Source organism: Pseudacidovorax sp. (assembly GCF_017991995.1).
In the GTDB taxonomy this organism is placed as follows: domain Bacteria; phylum Pseudomonadota; class Gammaproteobacteria; order Burkholderiales; family Burkholderiaceae_C; genus Xenophilus.
The window spans coordinates 34,480-57,971 of record NZ_JAGOPN010000025.1 but is presented as its reverse complement, the minus strand read 5'-3'; the positions used below and the strand labels follow the sequence as shown (position 1 = coordinate 57,971).

General features: G+C 68.1%; 25 protein-coding genes. 2 read left to right on the top strand and 23 right to left on the bottom strand.

What is annotated here, in order from left to right; translation table 11 throughout:
• The first annotated feature begins 147 nt into the window (after nt 1–147).
• Complete coding sequence (locus tag KBC94_RS26255) at nt 148–1,332, top strand: M20 aminoacylase family protein (protein WP_294377600.1); 1,185 nt, start codon at nt 148–150, stop codon at nt 1,330–1,332.
• Here KBC94_RS26255 and KBC94_RS26250 read toward each other — a convergent pair.
• The 13 genes from KBC94_RS26250 to KBC94_RS26190 form a co-directional block, all read right to left on the bottom strand.
• On the bottom strand, nt 1,320–1,562 hold the full coding sequence (locus KBC94_RS26250) for an oxidoreductase-like domain-containing protein (RefSeq protein WP_294377597.1): 243 nt from the start codon (nt 1,560–1,562) through the stop codon (nt 1,320–1,322). The genes KBC94_RS26255 and KBC94_RS26250 overlap by 13 nt on opposite strands.
• 38 nt (nt 1,563–1,600) lie before the next feature.
• On the bottom strand, nt 1,601–2,338 hold the full coding sequence (locus KBC94_RS26245; protein WP_294377594.1) for a GntR family transcriptional regulator: 738 nt from the start codon (nt 2,336–2,338) through the stop codon (nt 1,601–1,603).
• On the bottom strand, nt 2,319–3,149 hold the full coding sequence (locus KBC94_RS26240) for an ABC transporter ATP-binding protein (protein ID WP_294377592.1): 831 nt from the start codon (nt 3,147–3,149) through the stop codon (nt 2,319–2,321). Before KBC94_RS26240 ends, KBC94_RS26245 begins: the two co-directional genes overlap by 20 nt.
• 13 nt (nt 3,150–3,162) lie before the next feature.
• Nucleotides 3,163–3,915, bottom strand: a complete 753-nt coding sequence (locus KBC94_RS26235; protein WP_294377590.1) for an ABC transporter permease — start codon at nt 3,913–3,915, stop codon at nt 3,163–3,165.
• A complete protein-coding gene (locus KBC94_RS26230) occupies nt 3,912–4,628 on the bottom strand; it encodes an isochorismatase family protein (protein ID WP_294377587.1) in 717 nt (238 codons plus the stop codon). The genes KBC94_RS26235 and KBC94_RS26230 overlap by 4 nt, the downstream gene beginning before the upstream one ends.
• The gene (locus KBC94_RS26225) at nt 4,628–5,752 is read right to left on the bottom strand and encodes an ABC transporter substrate-binding protein (protein WP_294377585.1); all 1,125 of its coding nucleotides are present in this window, start codon (nt 5,750–5,752) and stop codon (nt 4,628–4,630) included. The genes KBC94_RS26230 and KBC94_RS26225 overlap by 1 nt, the downstream gene beginning before the upstream one ends.
• A gap of 178 nt (nt 5,753–5,930) precedes the next feature.
• Complete coding sequence (locus KBC94_RS26220; RefSeq protein ID WP_294377580.1) at nt 5,931–6,635, bottom strand: phosphoribosyltransferase; 705 nt, start codon at nt 6,633–6,635, stop codon at nt 5,931–5,933.
• A 117-nt stretch (nt 6,636–6,752) separates the two neighbouring features.
• Nucleotides 6,753–8,108 (bottom strand): tetratricopeptide repeat protein, encoded by a 1,356-nt coding sequence (locus tag KBC94_RS26215; RefSeq protein ID WP_294377577.1) that lies wholly within the window; start codon nt 8,106–8,108, stop codon nt 6,753–6,755.
• Nucleotides 8,109–8,142: 34 nt separating this feature from the next.
• Nucleotides 8,143–9,633: an ABC transporter substrate-binding protein gene (locus KBC94_RS26210; RefSeq protein WP_294377575.1), complete on the bottom strand. Its 1,491-nt coding sequence runs from the start codon at nt 9,631–9,633 to the stop codon at nt 8,143–8,145.
• Between the two features lie 94 nt (nt 9,634–9,727).
• Nucleotides 9,728–10,546 (bottom strand): ATP-binding cassette domain-containing protein, encoded by an 819-nt coding sequence (locus KBC94_RS26205; RefSeq protein WP_294377574.1) that lies wholly within the window; start codon nt 10,544–10,546, stop codon nt 9,728–9,730.
• Between the two features lie 79 nt (nt 10,547–10,625).
• Nucleotides 10,626–11,621, bottom strand: coding sequence for an ABC transporter ATP-binding protein (locus KBC94_RS26200; RefSeq protein ID WP_294377571.1), 996 nt, complete (start codon nt 11,619–11,621; stop codon nt 10,626–10,628).
• Between the two features lie 58 nt (nt 11,622–11,679).
• A complete protein-coding gene (locus KBC94_RS26195; RefSeq protein WP_294377568.1) occupies nt 11,680–12,573 on the bottom strand; it encodes an ABC transporter permease in 894 nt (297 codons plus the stop codon).
• Nucleotides 12,570–13,529 (bottom strand): ABC transporter permease, encoded by a 960-nt coding sequence (locus KBC94_RS26190; protein ID WP_294377566.1) that lies wholly within the window; start codon nt 13,527–13,529, stop codon nt 12,570–12,572. Before KBC94_RS26190 ends, KBC94_RS26195 begins: the two co-directional genes overlap by 4 nt.
• A gap of 101 nt (nt 13,530–13,630) precedes the next feature.
• Between KBC94_RS26190 and KBC94_RS26185 the strand changes: the two genes are divergently transcribed.
• On the top strand, nt 13,631–13,909 hold the full coding sequence (locus KBC94_RS26185; protein WP_294377565.1) for a YfhL family 4Fe-4S dicluster ferredoxin: 279 nt from the start codon (nt 13,631–13,633) through the stop codon (nt 13,907–13,909).
• Between the two features lie 21 nt (nt 13,910–13,930).
• Here the strand turns inward: KBC94_RS26185 and KBC94_RS26180 are convergent, their stop codons facing one another.
• The 10 genes from KBC94_RS26180 to trbE form a co-directional block, all read right to left on the bottom strand.
• Nucleotides 13,931–14,437: a hypothetical protein gene (locus KBC94_RS26180; protein WP_294377563.1), complete on the bottom strand. Its 507-nt coding sequence runs from the start codon at nt 14,435–14,437 to the stop codon at nt 13,931–13,933.
• Between the two features lie 28 nt (nt 14,438–14,465).
• Complete coding sequence (gene pth / locus KBC94_RS26175) at nt 14,466–15,095, bottom strand: aminoacyl-tRNA hydrolase (protein ID WP_294377560.1); 630 nt, start codon at nt 15,093–15,095, stop codon at nt 14,466–14,468.
• Between the two features lie 346 nt (nt 15,096–15,441).
• Nucleotides 15,442–15,675 carry a DUF2274 domain-containing protein gene (locus tag KBC94_RS26170; RefSeq protein ID WP_017407699.1) on the bottom strand — a complete coding sequence of 78 codons (234 nt, stop codon included), beginning with the start codon at nt 15,673–15,675 and terminating at the stop codon, nt 15,442–15,444.
• A complete protein-coding gene (locus KBC94_RS26165; protein ID WP_294377554.1) occupies nt 15,672–16,934 on the bottom strand; it encodes a TrbI/VirB10 family protein in 1,263 nt (420 codons plus the stop codon). The genes KBC94_RS26170 and KBC94_RS26165 overlap by 4 nt, the downstream gene beginning before the upstream one ends.
• A 2-nt stretch (nt 16,935–16,936) precedes the next feature.
• Nucleotides 16,937–17,929 carry a P-type conjugative transfer protein TrbG gene (gene trbG / locus KBC94_RS26160; RefSeq protein ID WP_035884620.1) on the bottom strand — a complete coding sequence of 331 codons (993 nt, stop codon included), beginning with the start codon at nt 17,927–17,929 and terminating at the stop codon, nt 16,937–16,939.
• Nucleotides 17,926–18,630, bottom strand: coding sequence for a conjugal transfer protein TrbF (trbF, locus tag KBC94_RS26155; RefSeq protein WP_035884621.1), 705 nt, complete (start codon nt 18,628–18,630; stop codon nt 17,926–17,928). The genes trbG and trbF overlap by 4 nt, the downstream gene beginning before the upstream one ends.
• Nucleotides 18,631–18,648: 18 nt before the next feature.
• A complete protein-coding gene (gene trbL, locus KBC94_RS26150) occupies nt 18,649–19,992 on the bottom strand; it encodes a P-type conjugative transfer protein TrbL (protein WP_035884622.1) in 1,344 nt (447 codons plus the stop codon).
• Nucleotides 19,989–20,312 (bottom strand): EexN family lipoprotein, encoded by a 324-nt coding sequence (locus tag KBC94_RS26145; RefSeq protein WP_017407589.1) that lies wholly within the window; start codon nt 20,310–20,312, stop codon nt 19,989–19,991. Before KBC94_RS26145 ends, trbL begins: the two co-directional genes overlap by 4 nt.
• Before the next feature lie 11 nt (nt 20,313–20,323).
• Nucleotides 20,324–21,052, bottom strand: a complete 729-nt coding sequence (gene trbJ, locus KBC94_RS26140; protein ID WP_035884623.1) for a P-type conjugative transfer protein TrbJ — start codon at nt 21,050–21,052, stop codon at nt 20,324–20,326.
• Nucleotides 21,049–23,487 carry a conjugal transfer protein TrbE gene (trbE, locus tag KBC94_RS26135; RefSeq protein WP_035884624.1) on the bottom strand — a complete coding sequence of 813 codons (2,439 nt, stop codon included), beginning with the start codon at nt 23,485–23,487 and terminating at the stop codon, nt 21,049–21,051. The genes trbJ and trbE overlap by 4 nt, the downstream gene beginning before the upstream one ends.
• Between the last annotated feature and the right edge of the window lie 5 nt (nt 23,488–23,492).

The window sequence follows — 23,492 nt, the reverse complement described above, 5'->3', positions numbered from 1 at the left end:
TGGGTTCTGGGCAGGCCGGGAGGGCACTGTTTATAGCAAGTTCGGGGCCATTTGCCGGGGTGCGGTCAGGGCGCGCAGAATGCGCGGCTTTCGCCCCGGCGACGCATGCCGCCGCCCGCGTGGCACGGCACCTGCAAGGCCTTCCGCATGATCGACGTTCCCATCCATCCCGGCATTTCCGCCCACCTCGACGACATGGTCGGCCTGCGCCGGCAGATCCACGCCAACCCCGAGCTGGGCTACGAGGAAGAGCAGACCAGCGCACTGGTGGCCGAGCGTCTGGCCCGATGGGGCTACACGGTGCACCGCGGCCTGGGCGGCACCGGCGTGGTGGGCACACTGACAGTGGGCTCGGGCGGCAGGCGCCTGGGCCTGCGCGCCGACATGGACGCGCTGCCGATGACCGAGACCACCGGCCTGCCCTGGGCCAGCCGCCAGCCCGGCCGCATGCATGCCTGCGGTCACGACGGCCATACCGCCACGCTGCTGGCGGCGGCGCAGGTGCTGGCCGCGAGCCGCGCCTTCAACGGCACGCTCAACCTCATCTTCCAGCCGGCCGAGGAAGGCCTGATGGGCGCCAAGCGGATGGTCGAAGAAGGCCTGTTTGAGCGCTTTCCCTGCGATGCCGTCTACGCGTACCACAACGAGCCAGGCTTTCCGGCCGGGCGCTTCGGCTTCCTGGCGGGGCCGATCTACAGCTCCTCCGACACGGCGGTGATCACCATCGAAGGCAAGGGCGGCCATGGCGCCATGCCGCACACCACGGTGGACCCGGTGGTGGTGGCGGCGCACCTGATCCTGGCGCTGCAGACGCTGGTGTCGCGTGAGGTGGACCCGAACGACATGGCGGTGGTCACCGTGGGTTCGGTGCATGCGGGGCTGGCGCCCAACGTCATCCCCAACACGGCGGAGCTCAAGCTCACCGTCCGCGCACGGCGGCCCGAGGTGCGGGCCCTTCTGCGCGAGCGCATCACGGCCATGGCGCAGGCGCAGGCCGCGGTGCACGGTGCCACGGCCCGGGTCGACTACCAGTGGAAGATGCCGCCCTGCGTCAACGATGCCGACGCGGCGGCGTTCGCCCGCGAGGTGGCGCTGCAGACGATGGGCGAGCGCGCGCTGATCGAGAACATGGCGCCGCTGCAGGCCAGCGACGACTTCGCCTTCATGCTGAATGCGGTGCCGGGCTGCTACTTCGTCGTGGGCAACGGCGACGGGACACCGGGTAACGGGCCGAGCTGCATGGTGCACAACACCGGCTACGACTTCAACGACGAGATCCTGCCCAGCACGGCGAGCTACTGGGTGTCGTTGGTGCAGGCTTACCTGCGCTGATCGCTGCCTGTGGCCTTCGCGGCCGTGAGCGCCTCCTGCGCGTCCTCCATCCACCAGTCGGCGGCGGCATAGAAGCCGTCCCACACGCAGCCGTTGCAGCCGCGGCCGCAGCAGGTGGTGGGCTCGGGCGGCGGTGGGCGCAGCGGCACGCCCGCTTCTGCCGCCCGGCACTGCATCCGCGCGAAGAGTTCGCGGACCTGGGGCAGGGCGGGCGGCGTGGCGGCGTTCATGGGGCGCCGAGTGTAGGAGCGGCCAGGCGCCCACCGCTTCAGCCCTCTTCGGCGTGATGGCGAAGGTAGAGCCCCAGCACGATGTCGCGCACGCTCTGCACATGCGCGGCCACGGCCCGCGCGGCGCCTTCGGCGTCGCCGTGGCGGCAGGCCGCCACGATGACGCGGTGGTCCTCGTTGGAGCTGCGGTTGAAGCCGGCCAGTGACAGCTGCATGAAGGACATGCGCTGGATGTGCCCCTGCAGCATGGCCAGGATGTTGCGGGACAGCGGCAGCTCGGCCGGCGCATAGAGCAGTTCGTGGAAGCGGCTGTTGCAGTCGCTGAAGCGCCAGGCGTCCGTGGCGTCGTCCATGTCCCGGATCAGCGATTCGGCCTGGTCCAGCATCGTGGGTGTGAGCCCCGCCGCCGCCGTGCGCATGAGGTGCGGCTCGATCATCAGCCGCAGCTCGAAGGCGTCGCGCAGTTGCGCAAGCGTAGGCGCCTTGACGAGGGCGCCGCGGTTGAGCTGCAGTTCGACGAAACCCTGCGCTTCGAGCGTGCGCAGTGCCTCCCGCACCGGGATCTTGCTGACGTGGAACAGGGCGGCCAGCTCGTCCTGGCGCAGTGCGCGCCCGGGCGCCAGCAGGCCGCGCACGATGGCCTGGTGCAGCACGTGCACGATGTCGTCGGTGGTCGGCCGTGCACCCGCGGTGCCCAGGCGCTCGCGCACCAGGCGTGCCAGCGGGCTCTCTGCGGCTGGCGCGAGCGCCACAGCCTCAGGCCTGACGCTCGCCATGGCCCTCGTGGATCCTGTCGCGCACGAAGGCGCAGATCTGGTTGAACACCGGGTCCTCCTGGAGCCCCGCATGACGCGGCCGTGCCAGCGGCACGCGGATGTCGGCCACGATGCGCGAGGGCCGCGCGTTCATCACCAGCACGCGGTCGGACAGCAGCACCGCCTCGCGGATGCTGTGGGTGATGAAGACGGCGGTGCGGCGCTGCTGCTGGTCCCACAGACGGGCCAGCGCCAGGTTCATGTCGTCGCGGGTGATGGCGTCGAGCGCCGAGAAGGGCTCGTCCATCAGCAGCAGCCGCGGGTCGTGGATGAGCCCGCGGCAGATGGCCACGCGCTGGCGCATGCCACCGGAGAGTTCTGCCGGGCGCTTGTCGCGGAAGTCCCACAGGCCGGTCAGGCGCAGCAGCCGTTCCGCTTCGGGCCGGAACTCGGCCACCGGACGCCGGCGCGCGCGGATGGGAAACAGCACGTTGTCCAGCACGCTCTTCCAGGGCAGCAGCGTCGCGTCCTGGAACACGTAGCCGAAGTCGCGCCGCGGACCGTCCACGGGCGTGCCGCCCACGCGGATGCGGCCGGTGCTGGGCGACTCCAGCCCGCCGATCATGGACATCAGCGTGCTCTTGCCGCAGCCGCTCGGGCCGACCAGGCTGACGAAGTCGCCCTCGTCGATGTCGAAGTCGACATGCGCGACGGCCTGCACGGCGCCGCTGCGGCCGGCATAGGTCTTGCCGGCGTCCTGCACGCTCAGGTAGCTGGCGGCGCGGTCGGGGGCGGTGCTGTCGGGCAGCAGCCAGGAAGGTGGGTTCGTCATGGGCAGCGCGGCATCAGCCGCCGAAGCGGCGCTGGGTCCAGTGCTCCAGCAGCGCCACCAGGCCATAGAAGGCCAGTCCGAAGAAGCACAGCACCAGGATGGCTGCGAGGATGAGTGCGGTGTCGGCCTGGGCCGAGGCGAACAGCACCAGGTAGCCCAGCCCCGCCTGCGAGGTGATGAACTCGCCCACCACCACGCCGATGATGGCGAAGGTGGTGGCGATCTTCATGCCGCTGAACACGTAGGGCAACGCATGCGGCAGCCGTACCCAGGCGAAGACCTGCCAGCTTGATGCCGTGAGTGCCCGGCACAGGCGCAGCAGCGACCTGTCGACATGGTCCAGCCCGGCGAGCGTGGCGATCACCACGGGAAAGAAACTGATGAACACCGAGAAGGTCAACCGCGACTGGAAGCCGATGCCCAGCCAGACGATGAACAACGGCGCCAGCGCAATCTTGGGAATGAGCTGGAACAGCACCACGTTGGGATAGAGCATGTCGCGCATCAGCGCCGATGCGCTGAGCAGGGCGGCCAGCGCCACGCCCAGCACCGATGCGATGGCGAAGCCGGCCACGCTTTCCCATACCGTGGGCCAGGCATGCTGCATGAGCAGCGGAAAGGTGTCGACCAGCCGCGCTGCAACGGCGCTGGGCGCCGGCAGCAGCACCTCGCGGATGGCGAAGACGCGCACCGCGGCCTCCCAGACCAGCAGGGTGATCAGGGCAAAGGCCAGCGGCAGGACGATGCGGCGCAACGGTGCTGTCATGGGGCGATGGCCTCGGCGCCCGTCGCCGCCAGGCCCTCCAGGAAAGCCACCATGTCGGCGGTCGTGGCGGTCCAGCCGAAGAACTTCTGGATGTTGAACACGCTGGATTCGTAGACGGACGGCGGGCCGGCCTGCAGCGTGGCGTCGGCGACCATCACGGCGAAGAACTCCCGGTGGAAGGCATCGCGCACGGCCGTCTCGACGCACACATTGGTGTTGACGCCGACGAAGACCAGGGTGGTGACGCCGTGGGCCCGCAGCATCATCTCCAGGTGGGTGCCGGCGAAGGCGCTGTAGCGGGGCTTGTGCACCACGGTTTCGTGCGGCAGCGGCTGGAGGGCTTCGACGATCGCATGGTCCCAGGTGCCGCGGATCAGCAACTGGCTGCCGGGATGGGCGCGCATGTACTTGAGTGGGTTGGACTTGTGCCACATTGGCGAGCGGCGTGGCCCTGCTTCGGCCAGCGAGGGGCTCCAGCCGTTCTGCGCATGGATCACCATGAGCCCCGCGCGGCGTGCCGCCTGCAGCACCTGCGTCGCACGCTCGATCACCGGTGGCGTGCCGCTGACATCGAAGCCGGCCAGGTCCAGGTAGCCGCCGGGCGACAGGTAGCCGTTCTGCATGTCGATCACCACCAGCGCCGTCTGCGAGGCGCAGGCCTCCAGCGGCTCCGGCAGTGTCGGCAGCGTGATCGCTCTGGCCTGCGCGGCCATCAGGCCATGCCCACCAGCTTGGCGTAGGGTGCCACGTTGCGCCGCACCGCGTCCCATTCGGCGGCGCTCAGCTTGATGCGGCCGGCGAAGCGGTTGGTGGCCAGGTCCTCGGGCACCAGCGGCTTGGCATCGGCCTTGAGCGCGCCGGCGCGGGCGGCCAGCGAGATCATGCCGGCCAGCTTGGGAATGCTGCTGTAGCCCATGCCGTGCTCGATGGCCTCGGGCGCCACCATGGTGGCCTGGGCCAGGCCCTGCGACAGGCGGGCGTTCTCCTTGCCGCCCTTGGTCAAGGCGATCTCGGGCTGGGCCTTGAACAGGATCTCCAGCGATTCCTCGGGCTTCTTGAGCGTGTAGACCACCGATTCGAGGATGCCGTCGACCATCGCCTGGCACAGCCCCGGGTCGGCCTGGATGGTCTCGGTGCGGGCGATGACCTGGGCCGCATACAGCTCGATGCCGGCGGCGGACCAGGGGATGAAGCGGGTCTTGACGCCCAGGGAGTCGAGCACGGGAATGCTGGACGAGCCGATGGCCGTGATGGCGTCGACCTGCTTGTCCATGAGCGCGCGTTCGATCAGCCGCGCATCGAGCTGTTGCCGCGTGACCTTCGTGAGGTCGATGCCGGTCTTGGCGGCGTAGGCGGCCCAGTAGGGCGACTCGGCCGACGTGGCGACGGTGCCGACGCGCTTGCCTTCAAAATCCTTGGGGCCGCGGATCGGCGAGTCGGCCAGCACCAGGTTGCCCATCAGCGAGTCGTAACCCACGGTGGCCAGCGCCTGCAGCGGCAGGCCGCGCGCCATGTTGACCAGGGTGCCGCCAAAGAACACGACGCCCATGTCGAACTGCTTGTTGGCCACGGCCTGGGCCGCGGCCACCGAGCCATTGCCACGCGAGACGGTGAGGTCGATGCCGCGCTTCTTGAAGAAGCCCAGTTCCTTGCCGACCATCGGCCAGTAGTTGGAGCCGTTGACCACCCACGGCAGGGTGATGCTGATGGCGCGGGTCTGCGCCAGGACCGGGGCGGCGATGGTGGCGCCGGCCGCTGCGGCGGCCTGCAGCCAGCTGCGGCGGGTGAGGGTCCCTGCGGGCAGGGGAGGACGGGCGGTCAGGGTGGGTCGGGACATGCGGGGCTCCATCGCACACCCTGGCGCGGCAGCAGCGCGGCCGAGGCGCGAGCCGCTGCATGCACCAGAACGTATACGAAAAGGGATACGGAAGGGCGATGCGGCTGCTTCAAGCAGTTTGCGTACCACCTTGGCACCAGAGCGACGACCGCGACGCCCAGGCGGGCTCCGCCGGCGCTTAGTCCCGCGGCACCCAGCCCTCGTCGGTGGCGCGCAGCAGCGGGCTTTCGAAGATGCCGACCACGCGCGCGGCGCGCTCCGGCCCCAGCGTGTCGCGCCACCGGTTGCCCTGGCGCATCGCCACGCCCACGGCCGCCACCTGCACGCCGATGGACTCCAGCATGGTCCAGGGCGCCAGCAGGGTGCGGCCGCTGCTCACGGCATCGTCCACCACCACGGCGCGCTTGCCCTGCACCAGCGGCAGCAGGTGCGGGTCGAGGTAGACGCGCTTGCCGCCTGTCGGCGTGGTGATCGACTGCACCGCGCCCGACAGCGCCTCGTCGTACCAGAACTTGCGCGAGTAGCCCAGCGGCACGTACCGCGCGTGGCCAAGGTGGCGGGCCACCAGCGGCGCGAAGGTCAGGCCCAGCGTGGGCAGGCCGATGACGACCTCGGGCGCCAGCGGCGCCAGGCGCTCGGCCAGCAGGCGGCCGAGTTCATCCACCACGTCGAGCGAGGCCTGGTTGCACAGGAAGGAGGCGACCGCCAGGCCCGGGTCGTCGGCCATCTGGCGGATGGGCAGCACCAGCACCCGGCCGTCCGGCAGCGTGGCGGGCACGCCGTGGCGCCAGGGCGGCATGGGCGCCGGTGCGGCGTCGGCCGGCAGCAGTTGCTGCCAGTAGTGGGTCGTCGGCTCGGTGAAATGCGGGACGGGCGTGGTCATGGAAGGGCGGAGGCCGAAGACGATAGAGGGATGCGGCGGGTCAGGAACCGAGGCAGGCACGGCGCCAGCGGTGCATGCAGGCGGCATGTCGCAGACACCGCCGCAGCGGCCGCGTGCTCAGTGCGCCACCGGCGGCAGCCCCAGGCCGGCGTGGATCGTATCGGCCAGCCGCGCCAGCCGCAGCGATTCCGGTTGGCCGTTGCGCTGCGGCTGCACCACATCCAGCGCCTGCGCCAGGTGGCGGGCCTCGCCGCTGCGCACCAGCGCGTCGACATGGATCTGGCCGAAGAGGTCGCGCTGCGCATGGCTGCCGCCGATCTCGATCATGCGGGGCAGCGCGGTGCCCAGTGCCTCGGCCGCCTCCTTGAAGTCGCCGCGTGCATGGGCCACGAGGCCATGGGCTGCGGGCACGCAGACCTTCTGCCAGGCATGGCGGCTGGCTTCCGGCGCCCGGGGCGCGAAGGCCTCGAGGCGTGCCAGCAGTCCGTTGGCCTCGGGCCGGCCGGCGCGGGCCAGGCCGTAGAGGTACTGCAGATCCAGGAAGGGCAGCACCTGATCCTGCGTGTGCTCGGCGAGGTAGGTGCCCAGTTCGGTCCAGCGCTCGCCCACGTCCTGGCCGGCCAGTTCCAGCCGGGCGAGCAGAGAGACGGCGCCGATCTGGTCCTGCGAATAGGCCTTGGCCACGCCCCAGCAGTGCCGGTCATGCACCGCCAGCGCCTCGTCGGCGCGGCCCAGGTCGATGAGGAACAGCGCCAAGTGCCACCAGTTGTGCGTGACCATGAAGGAGTTCAGGCCCGTCCAGGTCTCGCTCACGTCCTCCATGAAGGCCAGGCCTTCGCGCAGCCGGCCTTCGGTGAGCATGACGTGCGCCAGCGCATGGTGGGCCCAGGGTTCCTTGCGCTGCAGGGCGATGGCGCGGCGGGCGCTGGCCTCGGCTTCGCGCAGTCGATGGCATTGCTCAAAGCCGAAGGCCACCATGCCATGCACTTGCGGTACGTCGGCCGCATGGGGCAGGGCAGCCAGGCCCAGGCGCAGCATCCCGGCGCAGTCGCCCAGGTTGAAGCAGTGGTACTGGCCCAGCTTGACCGAGACTAGGTCGCGCGGAAACTCGCGGGCCTGTTCCTCATGCAGTTGCACCGCGCGGCACATGTCGCCGTCGACCCAGGCAGCGACGGCCTCGATGAAGCGCCGTTCGCGTTCCGTGACGCCGGCAGCGCCCGCCCGTGCGCGTTCGATGTGGGGCCGGGCGGCTGCGGGCGCATCGCCCGTCTCCGCGAACATCTGGAGCGCCGCGGCATAGGCCTGGAAGAGCGGGGCGTCGTCGTCGTGGCCGTCGGTGACGAGGTTGGCCGCCCTGGATTCGCAGGCCAGGAAGCCCGAGGCGAAGTCGTCGATCAGCCGGCGGCTGGTGGTGTCGCTGACGCTGATCGGGTTGCCGAACGGGTCGGCGGGCAAGTTGGAGGCGGCGGGCATGCATCCATTCTGCCGCCGCCTCATCGAGCGGGCATCAGCCCCAGTGCAGCGCCGCCAGGTCGTTGCAGAAGATGGGCATCTGCGTCCACAGGCCCTTCACGCTCTTCTTGGCGATCACCGGGAACTGCGGCTGGTACATGAAGCCGTTGGCCGCGTCCTGGGCCAGCATCTTCTGCGCGTCGCCCAGCAGCTTGTTGCGCTCCTTGGCGTCGCCCGTGGTCTTGATCTTGTCGTAGAGCTGGGTGAAGGCCTTGCTGTCGTAGCCCCAGTAGTAGTCGGGCTTGGAATAGTTGCCCAGGTCGAAGGGCTCGACATGCGAAATGATCGACAGGTCGTAGTTGTGGCCGCCGCCATAGGTCTGGCTCAGCCACTGGGCCCATTCCACGTTCTGCGTCTTCACGGTGATGCCGACCTTGGCCAGTTGCGCCACGATCACCTCGCCGCCCTGGCGGGCATAGGGCGGGGGCGGGAGCGTCATGGTGAGTTCCAGCGGCAGCTTGACGCCGGCTTCGGCCAGCAGCTTCTTGGCCTTCTCGGGGTCGTAGGGGTTGATGCCGGTGGTGTCCACGTAGCCGGGCGCGCCGGGCACGTAGTGGCTGCCGATGGGCGTGCCGAAGCCGTCGGCCGCGCCATCGATGAAGGCCTTGCGGTCGATGGCGGCCAGGATGGCACGGCGCACGCGCACATCGTCCAGCGGCTTCTTCTTGCTGTTGATGGCCACGATGGTCTTGGCGCGCGAGCCGCCCAGGATCACCTGGAACTGCGGATTGGCCTTGAACTGCGGTACCACACGCGTGGCGATGCGCGGGAAAGCGTCCACGTCGCCGGCCATCAGCGAGGCGGCCTGCGCCGCCGGGTCGGAGATGAAGCGGAAGACGATCTTGTTGAGCTTGGCCAGCTTGGGATCGCGGAAGCCCTCCCACTTGCTCAGCGTCAGCGTGGAGCCCTTGGCCCAGGCGTCCAGCTTGTAGGGGCCGGTGCCCACGGGCTTGGCGGCGTTGCCGTCGGCGCTCTTGGGCTCGACGATCACGGCCGTGGCCTGGCCCAGCACGAAGGGCAGGTCGGGGTCGATCTCTTTGTTGATCAGCACCACGGTGTACTCGTCCACCGCCTGCGTGCTGATGGCGGCGAAGGTGCGCTTGTCCTTGTTGGTGCTCTTCTCGCCGCCGGCACGGTCGAAGGCGAACTTGACGGTCTGCGCATTGAAGGGCTCGCCGTTGCTGAACTTGACGCCGCGGCGCAGCTTGAAGGTGTAGGTCTTGAGGTCGGGCGAGACCTCCCAGCTCTCTGCCAGCAGCGGCGACACGCTGCCGTCGGCATTGATCTTGGTGAGCGTCTCGAGGATGTTGTAGAGCACGACCTCGCCGATGGCCGAGGCGGCGCCGGCGGTCGGGTCCAGGCCCGGCGGCTCCAGCGTCATGCCCAGCACCATGGTGTCCTTGCGGCTCTGGGCCAGCGAGGCGAGGGGGCTGGCCAGCGCGACCGAGGCGCTGCCGGTGACCAGGAGGGTGCGACGATTCAACATGAGGTGAGATCTCCGAAAAGGCTGACGGAAACGGTTCACGAGCGGCCGGCGGCCCCTCGGCGCGGGCCATTGTGGCCCAACTCTGGAGCGGCTTTCAGGCCGCGTGCAGCACGTCGCCGGAGGGCGCGTGCTGAACGGCTTCGAGCAGGCTGCGGGTGTAGGGATGCTCCGCCTCGCGGAACAGCCGCTCGGGCGGCCCCTGCTCGACGATGCGGCCCTTGAGCACCACGCAGACGTCGTCGCACAGGTGGTTGACGACGGCCAGGTCGTGGCTGATGAGCAGGTAGCTCACGCCGAACTGCTGCTGCAGGTCCTGCATGAGGTTGAGCACCTGGGCCTGCACCGACACGTCCAGCGCGCTCACCGGCTCGTCGGCCACGATGAGCTTGGGCCGGGTGATGAGGGCGCGGGCGATGGCGATGCGCTGGCGCTGGCCGCCCGAGAACTCGTGCGGATATTTGTCGATGTCGGTGCTGCGCAGGCCCACGGCGGCCAGCGATTCGGCGGCGCGTTCGCGCTGCTCGGCGCGCGAGGCGTTGGCCAGCGCGTCCAGCGGCTCGGCCACGATGCGGCCCACGGTCTGGCGTGGGTCGAGCGAGCCGTACGGGTCCTGGAACACCATCTGGAAGTCGCGGCGCGCGGTGCGCAGCTCGGCAGCCGACAGCCGGTTCAGGTCGCGGCCCAGCAGTTCGATGCGGCCGGACGTGGGCTTGTCCAGGGCCATCACCAGCCGGGCGATGGTGGACTTGCCCGAGCCCGACTCGCCCACGATGCCCAGGCTGCGCCCGGCCTGCACCTCGAAGCTCACGCCGTTGAGGGCCTTGACGGTGGGCGGCGGAGAAAAGAGCTTCTCACGCGGCAGCGCATAGTGGCGGACCAGGTCGGTGACCTTCAGCAGGGGTGGGGTGCTCATCGGAAAGCCCCGGAGAGGAGAGAAGCGTCACGCAGCGCGCTGGCTGCGTCTTCGCGCATGGTGAGGGCTCGGGCTGCGCTCATGCCTCGACTCCTTCGGCCGCAGCCGCAGCAACGGCCTCCAGCCGCAGGCAGCGCACCGCATGGTCGCCCGGCAGCGGCGTCGGCGGCACCGGCGTCGTGTGGCAATAGTCTTCGGTGAAACTGCAGCGGCCCGCGAAAGGGCAGCCAACCGGCAGGTCGACCAGCTCGGGCACGCTGCCGCGGATGGTGGCCAGCCGGCCGCCGCGCGGCGCACCCAGCACCGGCCGGGCCGCGAACAGTCCCTGCGTGTAGGGATGCGCCTTGGCCGCGAACACCGAGGCTGTCGGTCCGCTTTCGACCACGCTGCCGCCATACATCACCAGCATGCGCTGGACGTTGTTGGCGATCACGCCCAGGTCGTGCGAGATGAGGATCAGGCCCATGCCGCGCTCCTTCACCAGGTCCTGGATCAGATCGAGGATCTGCTTCTGGATGGTCACGTCCAGCGCGGTGGTGGGCTCGTCGGCGATCAGCAGGTCGGGCCCGCAGGCCAGCGCCATGGCGATGCCGATGCGCTGGCGCTGGCCGCCGGAAAACTGGTGCGGATAGGCGTCCAGCCGCGAGGCTGCATCGGGAATGCCCACGCGGTCGAGCAGGGCCAGCACTTCCTTGCGCGCCTCGGCCTTCGACAGGCCGCGGTGCAGCCGCAGCGGCTCGCCCACCTGGCGGGCGATGGTGTGCACCGGGTTCAGCGCCGTCATCGGCTCCTGGAACACCATGCCGATGCGGTTGCCGCGGAGGGCGCACATCGCCTTCTCGGGCAGGCCCACGAGTTCCTGGCCGTCGAAGCGGATGCTGCCGGTCACGCGTGCGGTGTTGGGCAGCAGGCCCATCAGTGCCATCACGGTGATGGACTTGCCGCAGCCGGATTCGCCAACGATGCCGAGCGTCTCGCCGCGCTCCAGCGAGAAGGAGATGCCGCGCACCGCTTCGGCCGGGCCGCGGTGGGTCTGCAGGCCGATGTGCAGGTCGTTGACGTCGAGCAGGGCCATGGTCAGCGCGCCGCCCGGTGCAGGCCGGGCGCGTAAAGGAAGGCGAAGGGAATGCGGTTCATCGTGCGCGGGCCAAGCGGGGATCGAGCAGGTCACGCAGACCATCGCCCATCAGGTTCAGGCCGAGCACCGCCATGGCGATGGCGGCGCCGGGCCACACGGCCAGCAGCGGCTGCTGGAACATCAGCGTCTGCGCCTCGCTCAGCATTCGGCCCCAGGAGGGCTGCGGCGGCTGCGTGCCCAGGCCCAGGTACGACAGCGCGGCCTCGGCCAGGATGGCGATGGCGAAGCGGATGGTGATCTGCACGATCAGCACCGCCGAGATGTTGGGCAGCACGTGCTGCATCGTGATCGCGAACGGCCCCTTGCCGCAGGCCTGCGCCGCGGCGATGTACTCGCGCGACCACACGGCATTGGCCGAGGCGCGCGTGATGCGCGCAAAGATCGGGATGTTGTAGATGCCGATGGCGATGATGGCGTTGACGATGCCCGCGCCGAACACGGCCGTCAGCATGATCGCCAGCAGGATCGCCGGGAAGGCCAGCGAGAAGTCGGTCAGGCGCATGATGGCCTCCTCGACCCAGCCGCGTTTTGCCGCTGCCAGCAGGCCCAGCGCGGTGCCAGCCACCAGGCCGATGCCCACCGCGATGATGCCCACCAGGATCGACGCCCGTGCGCCGACCAGCAGCAGCGAGGCCACGTCGCGGCCGAAGGCGTCCGTGCCCAGCCAGTGCTTTGCCGACGGACCGGCCAGCTTGTTGGCCATGTCCATGTCGTAGGGCGACCAGGGCGTCCACACGAACGAAAGCGCAGCCGCCACGATCAGCGCCAGCGTGAGCACGCCGCCGATCATGAAGCTGCGGTGGCGCAGCGCGCGCTGCCAGAAGCCGTGCCGGCCTGCAGGCCTTGCTGTGGCGGAGGGCGTGGCCGCAGGAATGCCGGCGCTGCTCATATGTCGGAAGCCTTGATGCGCGGGTCGATCACGGCATAGAGCACATCGACCACAAAGTTGACGATCACCACGAAGGCGGCCAGCAGCATCACGCAGTTGCGCACCACGACCAGATCGCGGTTGCTGATGGCCTGGAAGATCAGGCGGCCCAGGCCGGGCAGGTAGAACACGTTCTCCACCACGATGGTGCCCGCCAGCAGTTCGGAGAACTGCATGCCCATGACCGTGATGACCGGGATCAGCGCATTGCGCAGCACGTGCAGCCACAGCACGGCGCGCTGGCTCACGCCCTTGGCGCGGGCGGTGCGCACGAAGTCCTCGCGCATGACCTCGAGCACCGCCGAGCGCGTGATGCGCGCCAGGATCGCGGCCTGCACCACCGCCAGCGACAGCGCGGGCAGCAGCAGCGACTTCACGCCGTCGAGGATGCCGCCCATGCCTTCGCCCCAGCCATCGAAGCCGCCCGCCGAGAACCACTGCAGCTTCACCGAGAACAGCAGGATCAGCAGGATGGCGAACCAGAAGTTGGGAATGGCGATGCCCACCTGGGTGAGGCCCATCAGGCCCACGTCGCCCAATTGGTTGTGGCGCGCGGCGGCCGTCATGCCCACCAGCAGCGCCAGCACCGTGGTGAGCAGCATCGCCATGAAGGCGAGAGGAATGGTCAGTTGCAGCCGCTCCAGGATCAGCTCAGCCACCGGCGAGCCGTAGGTGTAGCTGTCGCCCAGATTGCCGGTGAGCATGCCGCCCACCCAGTGCCAGTAGCGCGTCCAGGCCGGCTGGTCCAGGCCCAGCTTGGTGGCCAGGGCCGCCACGGCATCGGGCGAGGCATCCGGGCCCATCAGCATCTGAGCCGCGTTGCCGGGCAGGATTTCGAGAACGAGGAAGATGATGACGGACGCCCCGATCAGGGTGCCGACCAGCGTCACCAGACGCTTGAGAAGAAAGAGACTCATCGTGAAAGCTGGGCCCGCGAAGGCAAGCGGCGCAGCATAACCGGACAGGGGAATGATTCACGCGCATGCAACGTGCGTGCCCGCCCAGGGATAATCCGGGGATGGCCTTGATGATCACCGACGAATGCATCAACTGCGACGTCTGCGAGCCGGAGTGCCCCAACGACGCCATCTCGATGGGCGAATCCTTCTACCAGATCGATCCGCACCGTTGCACCGAATGCGTGGGCCACTTCGACGAACCGCAGTGCGTGCAGATCTGTCCGGTGGCGTGCATTCCGGTCAATCCCGCGCATGTGGAGACCCGGCCGATGCTGATGGCCAAGTACGAGCGGCTCACGGCTGCCGTGCATCTGGAGCCGGCAGCGCCGCAGCGTTGAGCGACGCGGCACCGGGCCGCGTCATGCGTCCGACTTTTTCTTCTTCTTTTTCTTTGTGCCAGCGGGTGCCTCGCCCGCGGCGCGCGCGCTGAAGTCGCCGCCGACGGTGGCGCGCTTGGGAGCGCGGGGCTTATCGAGGTGGTTGTCAGCCAGCGCAGACCCGGTGTGCTGGGGCTGCGGATGCTCGAAGACGGCGGGGCGCTGGCCCGTGGCACGGTCCTCCAGCCGCTCGCGCTCGCGGGCCATGGCGTCCGCGCGGCGCTGGATGCGGTCGGTCTGGGCCTGTGCCTCGCGCGCCTTCTGCGGCGACGACGCTGGCGCCTCGTCGAGCGACCGGCCGTTGTCGCAGGGAATCTGGCTGTAGAGGTTGCCGCAACGCCAGATGGTGCCGCTGCGTGCGGGTTGGGGCTGTTGCGCTGCTGCGGTGGCGCCCAGCAGCGCCGTCAGCAGGACCAGCGTGGCCTGGCGACGCCTGCGGAGCCTGGACTGATCGGTGTGCGCCGTTTGTAGGTGGTGATGGGGTCGCACGGTCTCTCCCTGATCGAAAGTAGGTGGTTTAGCCTGGCGGTTTATCCGCAGGCGCGCTCTCCTGGCGCGGCGGCTTGGGCCGGGGCGGCTTGTGGGTGTGGATCTGCTGCATCGCGGCGGTCATGTCGCCGGCCAGGAGGGTGGGGACCGCCCGCAGGCTGCGGACGATGGCGTCGTCGATGGCTTCGCGCTGCTCGCGCAGCGGCTTCTTCAGCACCCAGTTCACCACTTCGGACTTCAAGCCCGGATGGCCGATGCCAACGCGCAGCCGCCAATAGTCGCCGGTGCCCAACTGCGCATGGATGTCGCGCAGGCCGTTGTGGCCGGCGTGGCTGCCACCGAACTTGAGCTTGGCCTGGCCGGGCACCACGTCCAGCTCGTCGTGCACCACCAGGATTTCTTCCGGCGCGATCTTGAAGAAGCGGGCGAGCGCCGCCACCGACTTGCCCGACAGGTTCATGAAGGTCTGCGGCTCCAGCAGCCAGACCGTCTGGCCGCCCACATTCGTTCGGGCCGCCAGGCCGTGGTAGCTGCGTTCGGGTGCGAGGTGGAGCTTCCAGTCGCGGGCGAGGGCGTCGATCCACCAGAAGCCGGCGTTGTGGCGCGTGTCCTCATACTCGGGCCCCGGATTGCCGAGGCCGACGAAGAGCTTGATCATGGATGGATTATCCCGGCGCCTGGCCGGGCCAAGGAGAGAAGGAGTGGACGATCGGCCCATGAAAAATGTCCGCTGTCAAGTCCTTCATTCAGACATGCAGTGGGGAAAAAGCTCTTACAGGGCAATAGGTTAGGCTAGATTTCAGCCGCTGAGTGCTCTTGCTGCTTTTCGAGCTAGGTGCTGCATAGGCGCTTCGCGGCGGTAAGCGTGGGGGCGCCGCGGCGGGCAAGATCGCACCATCATAGTCTCGCCCTGCCGCAAGCCCCGTCAAAAGCGAAAGCGCAGTCAGTGGACTGCGCTTTCATCGTGAAGGGGTAGCGGATGCGTCCACATCGTCAACCCTACTTCAGGGTATGGCCTTGCTCCCGCCACCCTTCCTGAATCCCCGGTCGCCGGCCATGAACGCCTCCAGCATAAGAGGAATCAACGTAGTGGCATCGACTGCCTCGCCATACGCCTGCGAGTGCGCCACGGCATAGCGGTCGAGATCAGCTTTTAGGCTGACCGGGCACAAAAACGTGAGCTTCGTGCTCTCGGTCTTGGGTAGCGGCCCAAGCCGCAATTTCTTGGAGGTGTTCATTTCGCCGCTCCTCTCTGGACGAAAAGCGGCTGGTACGGTCGCAGCATCAGGTCACGGTTGACGATGATCCGCACCGGCAGGCCCGGCCGCCCCGTCAAGGTCGGCTGAATGTTCATGTTGCGCCGGGTCATCTCCTGGCCGACCTGATTGATGCTGTCCTGCGCGCTGTCGCGCCAGGCAATCACGATGCGGTTGCCGTTCTGCCGGTTCTCCGGCGCGGCCAGCTCCGCGCCCACGCCCAGCAGTGTCGTCAGCGCCGCACCGGCAAAGACGCGATCCCAGTGCCAATCGACGCCATCCTCCAGGCCGGAGTAGCCGGCCGGGTCGGTGCCCGCGAGGTTGTCGAGCTTCAGCGAAGACGTGTCCGGCAAGATGATGCGGTTCCACACCAACTGCACGCGGCTCTGCCCATAGCTCACCTGGCTGTTGTACTTGCCCATGAGGCGCGAGCCCTGAGGGATCAACAGAAACTTGCCGGTGGCCGAGTCGTAGACCGACTCCGTCACCGTGCCAATCACGTCGCCCGGCAGGTCAGACTTGATGCCTGTCACCAGCGCCCCGGCGATCACCGTCCCGGCCATCACCTGGTACGGCGAGGTCGGCATTTGCAGATTGCCGGAATTGCGGGTTTCCGTAGAACCGCCTTTCAGGAAAGCCTCTTTCTGGTCTTGCCGGTTCTGCACGGCGGTCGGGTCGGCAGGCAGGGCAGCCGTCGAGGCCGGCCCAGCGGCCAGCGGGTCGAAGCCCGCCAAGGTCGATGCCGGGCCAGCCGCTTGCGCATTCGCTGGCGCTGCGGTCTTGCCGGGCGTACCAGAACGGAAGAACACCGAGGAAGCCGCTGCCGCTTCGGCTTCCTTGCGCCGAGCGTCCTCCGGGTCGTGGCCCGGTGGCGCATACGTGGGTGTCACCGGCTGCTGCGCCTTCACGATGGCAGGGCCGAGATCGCCCGGCAGCGGCGGCCCCAGCTCCGGCACCTTCGGCAGCTTGGAGTAATCCGAAGGCAGGCCATCCAGCCCCTCGGACTTCGAGACTCGATCCACGTTGTAAAGCTCGGTCTGCTCGCCTGCGCCGCGCCGATGTGGCTGCAATGACCAGATCGTGGCCCCTAGCACGGCGACCGACAGGCCGCCCGTGAGCATGGCCAAGGTGCGCCGATTCAGACGTGTGACCGGGCGCGGCTGGGCGCGCAGCGCCACCGCCTCGGGCGCGACCTTGCCCGCCTGTGGCGTGCCAAGATCGCGAGTGTCGTCCTGGCTCATGGTCAGTTCCTCCGCGTGCCACCGGAAACGCCATCGGTGCGCTCGATCCGCACCACATCGCCCTTGTCTCCGCCCAGGCGCAGTTCGGCCGCACCGAACAGGCGATCCACGATGTAGTACGGCGCACGGAATCGGTAGTTCACCAGTTGCCCATCGCCCTGCGCGCCGATCACGAACAGCGGCGGCAGCTCGCCCTGCGCGATGCCCGGCGGGAACTGGATGTAGACCTTCTCGCCATCGTCGAAAGCGCGCAGCGGCTTCCACGGCGGATTGCTGCCACTGACCGCATAGCGAAAGCGGATCTTCTCCAGCGACAGGCCAGCATCGACCGGCGCGGCGGCGCTGGCCGCCTGCGCCTGGCGCTGCAAGGCCAGCATCTTGTCCTTCGGATACTCCCAGGACACCGACGCCATCCACGTCTTCTCAGTCGAAGTCAGTTCAATCAGGTACGTGCGCCGGCTGGTCGTGATGACCAGATTGGTCTTGAGGCCCGAGCGGATCGGCTTGACCATCACATTGACGCGCAGCGCATCGCCGCTGCCGCTCGATGTATCGCCCACGATCCAGCGCACGGTATCGCCGGCGGCCACCGTTACCAGTTCCTCACCGGGCTGGAGCGCGATCACCGTCACGCGACCCACGGCCGCATAGACCTGATACAGCGCGCCATCGGTGAAAGGCCACACCTGAATCGCGTTGACGTACCCCTCGCGCGTGGGCGCGATACGCGCCTCGGCGTTGGCGCGGGACACACGCACGGTTTCATCGGCAGGTTCTGCTGCGGGCTTGGCATCCGGCACAGGCTTCATCTGAGCCGGCATCGGCAGCACTTGCGGCATGGCCACCACCTCCACCGGCGCAGGCGGCTCCGGTAGCGGCTGCGCCTGTACCGGCTCGTCGAGCGAAATGGACGGCGGCGGCTTGCCCTGCGTGGCGCAGCCCGCGAGGGCAAGCAGCATGATCGGCAAGACGGATTTACGGAAAAGATCATTCATGGTTTTGCTCCTTCGTTAGCTTCCAGTTCGCGGCTCCACGACAGCCCGTTGACGTAGATGCCCAGGGGGTTCTTGCGCACACGCTGCTCGGTGCGCGGCGTCTGCTGCACGATGGACACGACAGCGTTCCAGCGTTCGGTGCGGTCCAGCGCACCGTTGACGAAACGGGTCTCCGTCCAGCGCACGTTGAACGACGTATCGCTCGCGCGAGTCACGCTGCTGACCTGCACCGTCACCGACTCCTTGCCAATGCGCGCGAACGGATCGTTCACGCGGGCGTACTCGTTGAGCACCACGGCGCCCTTGTCGGTCGTGTAGTCATAGGCATCGAGCCAGTTCTGCCGCACCACGATGGGGTCGATGGACAGCGAGCGCACCAGACCGATGAAGCGGCCGAGGTGGTAAGCAATCTGCGCATCGCTGGGCCGGTACGGCGTGGCCGCTTCGCCGACAGCGCGCACCTGACCCGAGTTGTCCACCTCGATGACGTAGGGGGTGACGATGGACTGCGCGGAACGCCAGACCAGGCCACCGGCCATCAGTACGGCCAAAGTGAGGCAGCCGAAGGCCATGAGCCGCCAGTTCTTCGCCTGTGCGCGGGCCGAGCCGATGCGCTCGTCCCAGGCCTGGGCAGCGGATTGGTACGGGGTAGCAGGCTGCGGTGTGTTGGCATAGCGCACCTGCGGTCTTTTGAATCGCATGGAAGTTCTCCTTCAAGATCAGGAATCGGAATCACGCAGGCTTGGCCCCTGGCTGGAGCTGCCGCCGTCGCCGCCGCGCAGCGTGTGGGCGGCGGTCGTCGCGGCATGGGTGAGTTGCTGCCTGCGGTGCAGGCGCTTGGCCCAGGCGGGTTGCTCGGTGGATGGGGCTGTGGCGGGAGCCTCGCTTGCGGCCTGTGCGGCGCCGCCCCCCGACGCCGATCCGGCGTCATCGGGCCGAAAGGCCGCCGCCATGCGCTCCTTCATCGACCGCGCCCCATCGGCGACTTTCTGCCCGGCCGCCTGCGCGCCGGTCTTGGCAACATTGCCCACGCCGGCGGCGGCACCCTTCAGGCCGCCACCGGCCGAAGTGGAGCCCGCCTGGTACGCCGACTTGGCGCTGCTGGCGGTCGATGCCATCGAGCGGGCGGCGGCGGGTGCCATGCGTGCCCCGGCCGCCACTGCGCTTCCGACGCCGGTAGCCGCGGCACCGACCGCCACGGCGGTTCCGGCTGCGCCGATGGCAGCACCGGCCATCGCGCCCGCGCCGAGCTGTGGCCCACCGGACACCAAGCCTGTCGCAATGCCCGGCCCAAAGATGCCCAGGGCCAGCAGGGACAACGAGGCCAGCATGATGACCAGCGCCTGGTCGATGGACGGCTCGGAACCGGGCGGTATCCTGAATTCGGCGAATAGCCCCGAGCCGATACCCACGATGACGGCGAGCACCAGCACCTTGATGCCCGAGGACACCACGTTGCCCAGCACCTTCTCGGCCATAAACGCTGTCTTGTTCCAGAGGGCAAACGGCACCAGCACGAAGCCCGCCAGCGTGGTCAGTTTGAACTCGATCAGGGTGACGAAGAGCTGCACCGCCAGCACGAAGAAGCTAACGATAACCACCAGCCACGCGAGGAACAGCACGACGATGGGCGCGATGTGGATGAACACCTCGGGGAAGCCCGCCATCTCCCTGATCTGGTCGAGGATCGGCGCCGCTGTGTCGATGCCGGCCTTGGCCAATCGACCTGGTTGCAAGAAGTTGCCCATGCTCAAGGTCGAGCCGCTGGCTGTCAGGCCAAGACCCGCGAAGGAGCGGAACAGGACACCGGCCAGCATGTTGAAGTTGCCGATGATGTAGGCGAAGGCACCGACGTACAGCACCTTGCGGATCAGCTTGGCAATCACGTCCTCGCCCTGGCCGGTCGCGTGCCCCATCGCCCAGAACAGCCCGGCGAGCGTCATGTCGATGACGATCAGCGTGGCCGTGAGGAATGCGACCTCGCCGTGCAGCAGGCCGAAGCCCGAGTCGATGTAGCGCGAAAAGACATCGAGAAAATGGTCGATGACCGAAATGTCATTCATGGCGAGTCCTCCTGCACAGGCGAGGCCGTGGCCACCGCATTGCTGTCCTCTGCGGGTTCATCGAAGCTGGGCGGAATCGGCGGCAGATCGGCCAGCGTCTGGTACTCATCTGGCCCGGTCTTGCCGGAGAGAAAGCGGCGCAAATCGGCCTGGGCCACCTGCGCGCAAGACGCGTCGTCGAGCTGGCCCGCGCGGCATTGCTCCTTGAGCAAGTGCAGCCGCGACGGATCTGCCGAGAGCGCATCGACCGAAGGCCCCTCCTGCTGGCCGCAGCCGGCCAGCAGGAGCACGAAACCGCAGAGAGCAGGCACGCGGGTCATGACAGCACCCGTCACCGGCCGTAGAAATCGACGGACTGCGGTGTGTACGGCGTGCCTTCGCCCAGGAAGCGCCGATTCACCTCGCGGCCACGCTCCACAGCAGCGGCCTGCCGTGCCAGTTCCAGCGACGCAGCGCGATCCTGGGTGATGCTCAGGCGCTGCGTCTGGATGGACTGCTTGGCTTGCAGGGCCAAGAGCTGGTTCATGGCCTGCATCGCCTGCAAGGCACCCACTGCCGATTGGCTCTTGCCCACGAGGTCGGCCAGCACGCCTTCGTCGTCGCTCAGGTTCTGTGAGGCCTGGGCCTGCATCTGCATGGTGGTCTGCAAACCATTGAGCGTGTTCTTCCAGCGTTCCTGCGTATCGCGGTACATCTGGTCGCCGCTCACGGTGGCGGCGTATTGCTCGGGATACAGGCGCTGGAACTCCCGATCCAGATTCGTCACGTCATAGGCCAGGCCCTTGGCTTGCGCGATCAGCCGCTGGGTGGTCGCCAGATTGGCGCGCAACTGGCCCACCACGCTGGACGGCAGGCTGGCCAGGTTGCGCGCCTGGTTGATGAGCATCTGCGCCTCGTTCTGGAGCTGCTTGATCTGGTTGTTGATCTGCTCCAGCGTGCGGATCGCGGTCAGCGTGTTCTGCACGAGGTTCGTGGGGTCGATCACGACCCATTGCGCCTGCACGGCGGTAGCGGTGCAAAGCATGGCCGCGACGGCGGCGGCGAGAAGACGCTTTTTCATGATGGGTTCTCCTGGGGGTGGGTGGACAGGAACGAGGACAGCAGGTCGGCGGCCCAATGCAGGCCACGGTGGCGCAGCCACGCGGCTGCGAAGGGAGAGGAATCGGAATGCGCAGCGGCAAGCACCGCGTCGATGTCGCGCTGGTCTTGCGGCGTGGAAGCACCCGCGAAGGCCAGCGTCGCGGCGCCCAGGTCGAGGTCAAACAGGCGATTGCCGAGACGCGATTGGTAGTAGTAGTCGCGCTTGGGCTGCGCGGTGGCGACAATCTCGATCTGGCGGCTGTTGAGGCCGAAGCCTTCGTAGATCGTGCGAATCTGCGGCTCGGTCGCCTGCGGGTTCGGCAGGAAGATGCGGCTTGCGCAGCTCTCGATGATGGCCGGCGCGATGCTCGAATCCTTGATGTCGGCGAGGCTCTGCGTGGCGAAGATGACGCTGACGTTCTTCTTGCGCAGCGTCTTGAGCCACTGGCGGATGCGCGCCGCAAACACCGGATCGTCAAGGAACAGCCACGCCTCGTCGAGGATCAGCAGCGTGGGGGCGCCGTCAAAGCGTTCGTCGAAGCGCGCAAAGAGGTAATGCAGCACCGCCATGACGGCGGCCTTGCTGTGCATCAGCTCCTCCATCTCGAAGCACTGCACGTCGGCCATGCCCAGCCGGTCATGGTCGGCATCCAGCAGCTTGCCGTGCGCGCCGCCGAGCACATAGGGCGCGAGGGCCTGCCGCAGTGCGTTCGATTGCAGCAGGACGGAAAGCCCTGTCATCGTGCGCTGCTCCACGGGCGCACCGGCGAGACTGCCGAGCGCCGACCAGATCGCTGCCTTCTCGTCAGGGCCAACCGCGACGCCTTCATGCCGTAGCCGGCCTTCGATCCATTCGGCCGCCCAAGTGCGGTAGCCCTCGCGGTCGATACGGGCCAAGGGCTGGAAGGCGATCTCGCCATCCATCCCGAGGTCGTAGTGCTCACCGCCCAGGCCCAGGATGGTGGCGCGCATCGAGCGCCCCATGTCGAAGGCGAAGACGCGCGATCCGCGATAACGACGGAACTGCATCGCCAAGGTGGCGAGCAGCACCGATTTGCCCATGCCCGTGGGGCCGGCCACCAGCGTGTGGCCCACATCGCCGATGTGCGTGACCAGCCGGAACGGCGTCGCGCCCTCGGTGCGGGTCACGATCAGCGGCGGGCCGTCGAGATGCGCGTTCTTCTCTGGCCCGGCCCATACGGCGGACACCGGCACCAGATGCGCCAGGTTCAGCGTCGAGACGATGGGCTGGCGGACATTGGCGTAGGCATGACCCGGAATCGATGACAACCACGCATCCACCGCATTAAGCGTTTCGGGAATGGTGACGAAGCCGCGCCCCTGGATGACACGCTCCACCATGCGCAGCTTCTCGTCGGCCACGGCGGCATCCGCGTCCATGACGATGACGGTTGCCGTCAGGTAGCCAAAGGCCACCTGGTCGCTGCCCAGCTCCTGCAAGGCAGCATCGGCATCGGCCGATTTGTTGCTAGCGTCGGTATCGACCAGCGGGGATTCCTGCTGGAAGATGGTTTCGCGCAATAGCGCGATGACGTTCTTGCGCTTGGCGAACCATTGGCGGCGCAGGCGAGAAAGCTCTCTTTCCGCATCGGCTTTGTCCATGCAAAGGAACCGGGTTGACCAGCGATAGCCAAAGCTGAGGCGGTTGAGGTCGTCCAGAATCCCCGGCCAGGTCGAGGTGGGGAAGCCCCGCACCGTCGCCACGCGCAGGTGCTGGTCGCCCAGCATCGGCGCCAGACCACCGATCAGCGGCGCGTCGGCCAGCAGCGCGTCGAGGTGGAATGGCACTTCCGGCACGCCCACGCGGTATCGCCGTGGGGAAATGGTCGAGTGCAGGTAGGTCAGCGTCTGGCTGTCATCGAGCCACGCAATCTCCGGCATCACGCCATCGAGCAGGTCGAAAATCCGATCCGTCTCCGCGACGAAGGCGGTCAGGCGCTCACGCCAGTCCACTCCCTCGGTCGGACGGTTCTCGTACAGCATTCCGGCCGCACGAGCGCGGGCTTCCTCCGGCGGCAGGTACACCAATGTCAGGTGGTAGCCGCTCTCGAAGTGGTTGCCCGAGTCCTCAAATGCGGCGCGGCGTTCTTCATCGACCAGCCAGGACAAGGGCTCCGGGAAGTCCGAGTGTGGGTAGCCGGCAGCAGCTCGCCGTTCGGCCTCGATGAACAGCGCCCAGCCCGAACCGAGCCGGCGCAGCGCGTTGTTCAGCCTCGCCGACGTGGAAATCAGTTCGCCCTGTGTCGCGCTGTCGAGGTCTGGCCCCCGAAAGCGCGCAGTGCGCTGGAAGGAGCCATCCTTGTTCAGCACGACTCCGGGCGCGATCAGCCCGGCCCAGGGTAGCCAGTCGGCCAGCAGCGCGGGCCGCTGGCGGTATTCGGCAAGGTTCAGCATGGCAT

Excerpts from the sequence above, each read along its gene's own strand:
- KBC94_RS26255 (WP_294377600.1), top strand. The coding sequence starts at position 148 with ATGATCGACGTTCCCATCCATCCCGGCATTTCCGCCCACCTCGACGAC.
- KBC94_RS26250 (WP_294377597.1), bottom strand. The coding sequence starts at position 1,562 with ATGAACGCCGCCACGCCGCCCGCCCTGCCCCAGGTCCGCGAACTCTTC.
- KBC94_RS26245 (WP_294377594.1), bottom strand. The coding sequence starts at position 2,338 with ATGGCGAGCGTCAGGCCTGAGGCTGTGGCGCTCGCGCCAGCCGCAGAG.
- KBC94_RS26240 (WP_294377592.1), bottom strand. The coding sequence starts at position 3,149 with ATGACGAACCCACCTTCCTGGCTGCTGCCCGACAGCACCGCCCCCGAC.
- KBC94_RS26235 (WP_294377590.1), bottom strand. The coding sequence starts at position 3,915 with ATGACAGCACCGTTGCGCCGCATCGTCCTGCCGCTGGCCTTTGCCCTG.
- KBC94_RS26230 (WP_294377587.1), bottom strand. The coding sequence starts at position 4,628 with ATGGCCGCGCAGGCCAGAGCGATCACGCTGCCGACACTGCCGGAGCCG.
- KBC94_RS26225 (WP_294377585.1), bottom strand. The coding sequence starts at position 5,752 with ATGTCCCGACCCACCCTGACCGCCCGTCCTCCCCTGCCCGCAGGGACC.
- KBC94_RS26220 (WP_294377580.1), bottom strand. The coding sequence starts at position 6,635 with ATGACCACGCCCGTCCCGCATTTCACCGAGCCGACGACCCACTACTGG.
- KBC94_RS26215 (WP_294377577.1), bottom strand. The coding sequence starts at position 8,108 with ATGCCCGCCGCCTCCAACTTGCCCGCCGACCCGTTCGGCAACCCGATC.
- KBC94_RS26210 (WP_294377575.1), bottom strand. The coding sequence starts at position 9,633 with ATGTTGAATCGTCGCACCCTCCTGGTCACCGGCAGCGCCTCGGTCGCG.
- KBC94_RS26205 (WP_294377574.1), bottom strand. The coding sequence starts at position 10,546 with ATGAGCACCCCACCCCTGCTGAAGGTCACCGACCTGGTCCGCCACTAT.
- KBC94_RS26200 (WP_294377571.1), bottom strand. The coding sequence starts at position 11,621 with ATGGCCCTGCTCGACGTCAACGACCTGCACATCGGCCTGCAGACCCAC.
- KBC94_RS26195 (WP_294377568.1), bottom strand. The coding sequence starts at position 12,573 with ATGAGCAGCGCCGGCATTCCTGCGGCCACGCCCTCCGCCACAGCAAGG.
- KBC94_RS26190 (WP_294377566.1), bottom strand. The coding sequence starts at position 13,529 with ATGAGTCTCTTTCTTCTCAAGCGTCTGGTGACGCTGGTCGGCACCCTG.
- KBC94_RS26185 (WP_294377565.1), top strand. The coding sequence starts at position 13,631 with ATGGCCTTGATGATCACCGACGAATGCATCAACTGCGACGTCTGCGAG.
- pth (WP_294377560.1), bottom strand. The coding sequence starts at position 15,095 with ATGATCAAGCTCTTCGTCGGCCTCGGCAATCCGGGGCCCGAGTATGAG.
- KBC94_RS26170 (WP_017407699.1), bottom strand. The coding sequence starts at position 15,675 with ATGAACACCTCCAAGAAATTGCGGCTTGGGCCGCTACCCAAGACCGAG.
- KBC94_RS26165 (WP_294377554.1), bottom strand. The coding sequence starts at position 16,934 with ATGAGCCAGGACGACACTCGCGATCTTGGCACGCCACAGGCGGGCAAG.
- trbG (WP_035884620.1), bottom strand. The coding sequence starts at position 17,929 with ATGAATGATCTTTTCCGTAAATCCGTCTTGCCGATCATGCTGCTTGCC.
- trbF (WP_035884621.1), bottom strand. The coding sequence starts at position 18,630 with ATGCGATTCAAAAGACCGCAGGTGCGCTATGCCAACACACCGCAGCCT.
- trbL (WP_035884622.1), bottom strand. The coding sequence starts at position 19,992 with ATGAATGACATTTCGGTCATCGACCATTTTCTCGATGTCTTTTCGCGC.
- KBC94_RS26145 (WP_017407589.1), bottom strand. The coding sequence starts at position 20,312 with ATGACCCGCGTGCCTGCTCTCTGCGGTTTCGTGCTCCTGCTGGCCGGC.
- trbJ (WP_035884623.1), bottom strand. The coding sequence starts at position 21,052 with ATGAAAAAGCGTCTTCTCGCCGCCGCCGTCGCGGCCATGCTTTGCACC.
- trbE (WP_035884624.1), bottom strand. The coding sequence starts at position 23,487 with ATGCTGAACCTTGCCGAATACCGCCAGCGGCCCGCGCTGCTGGCCGAC.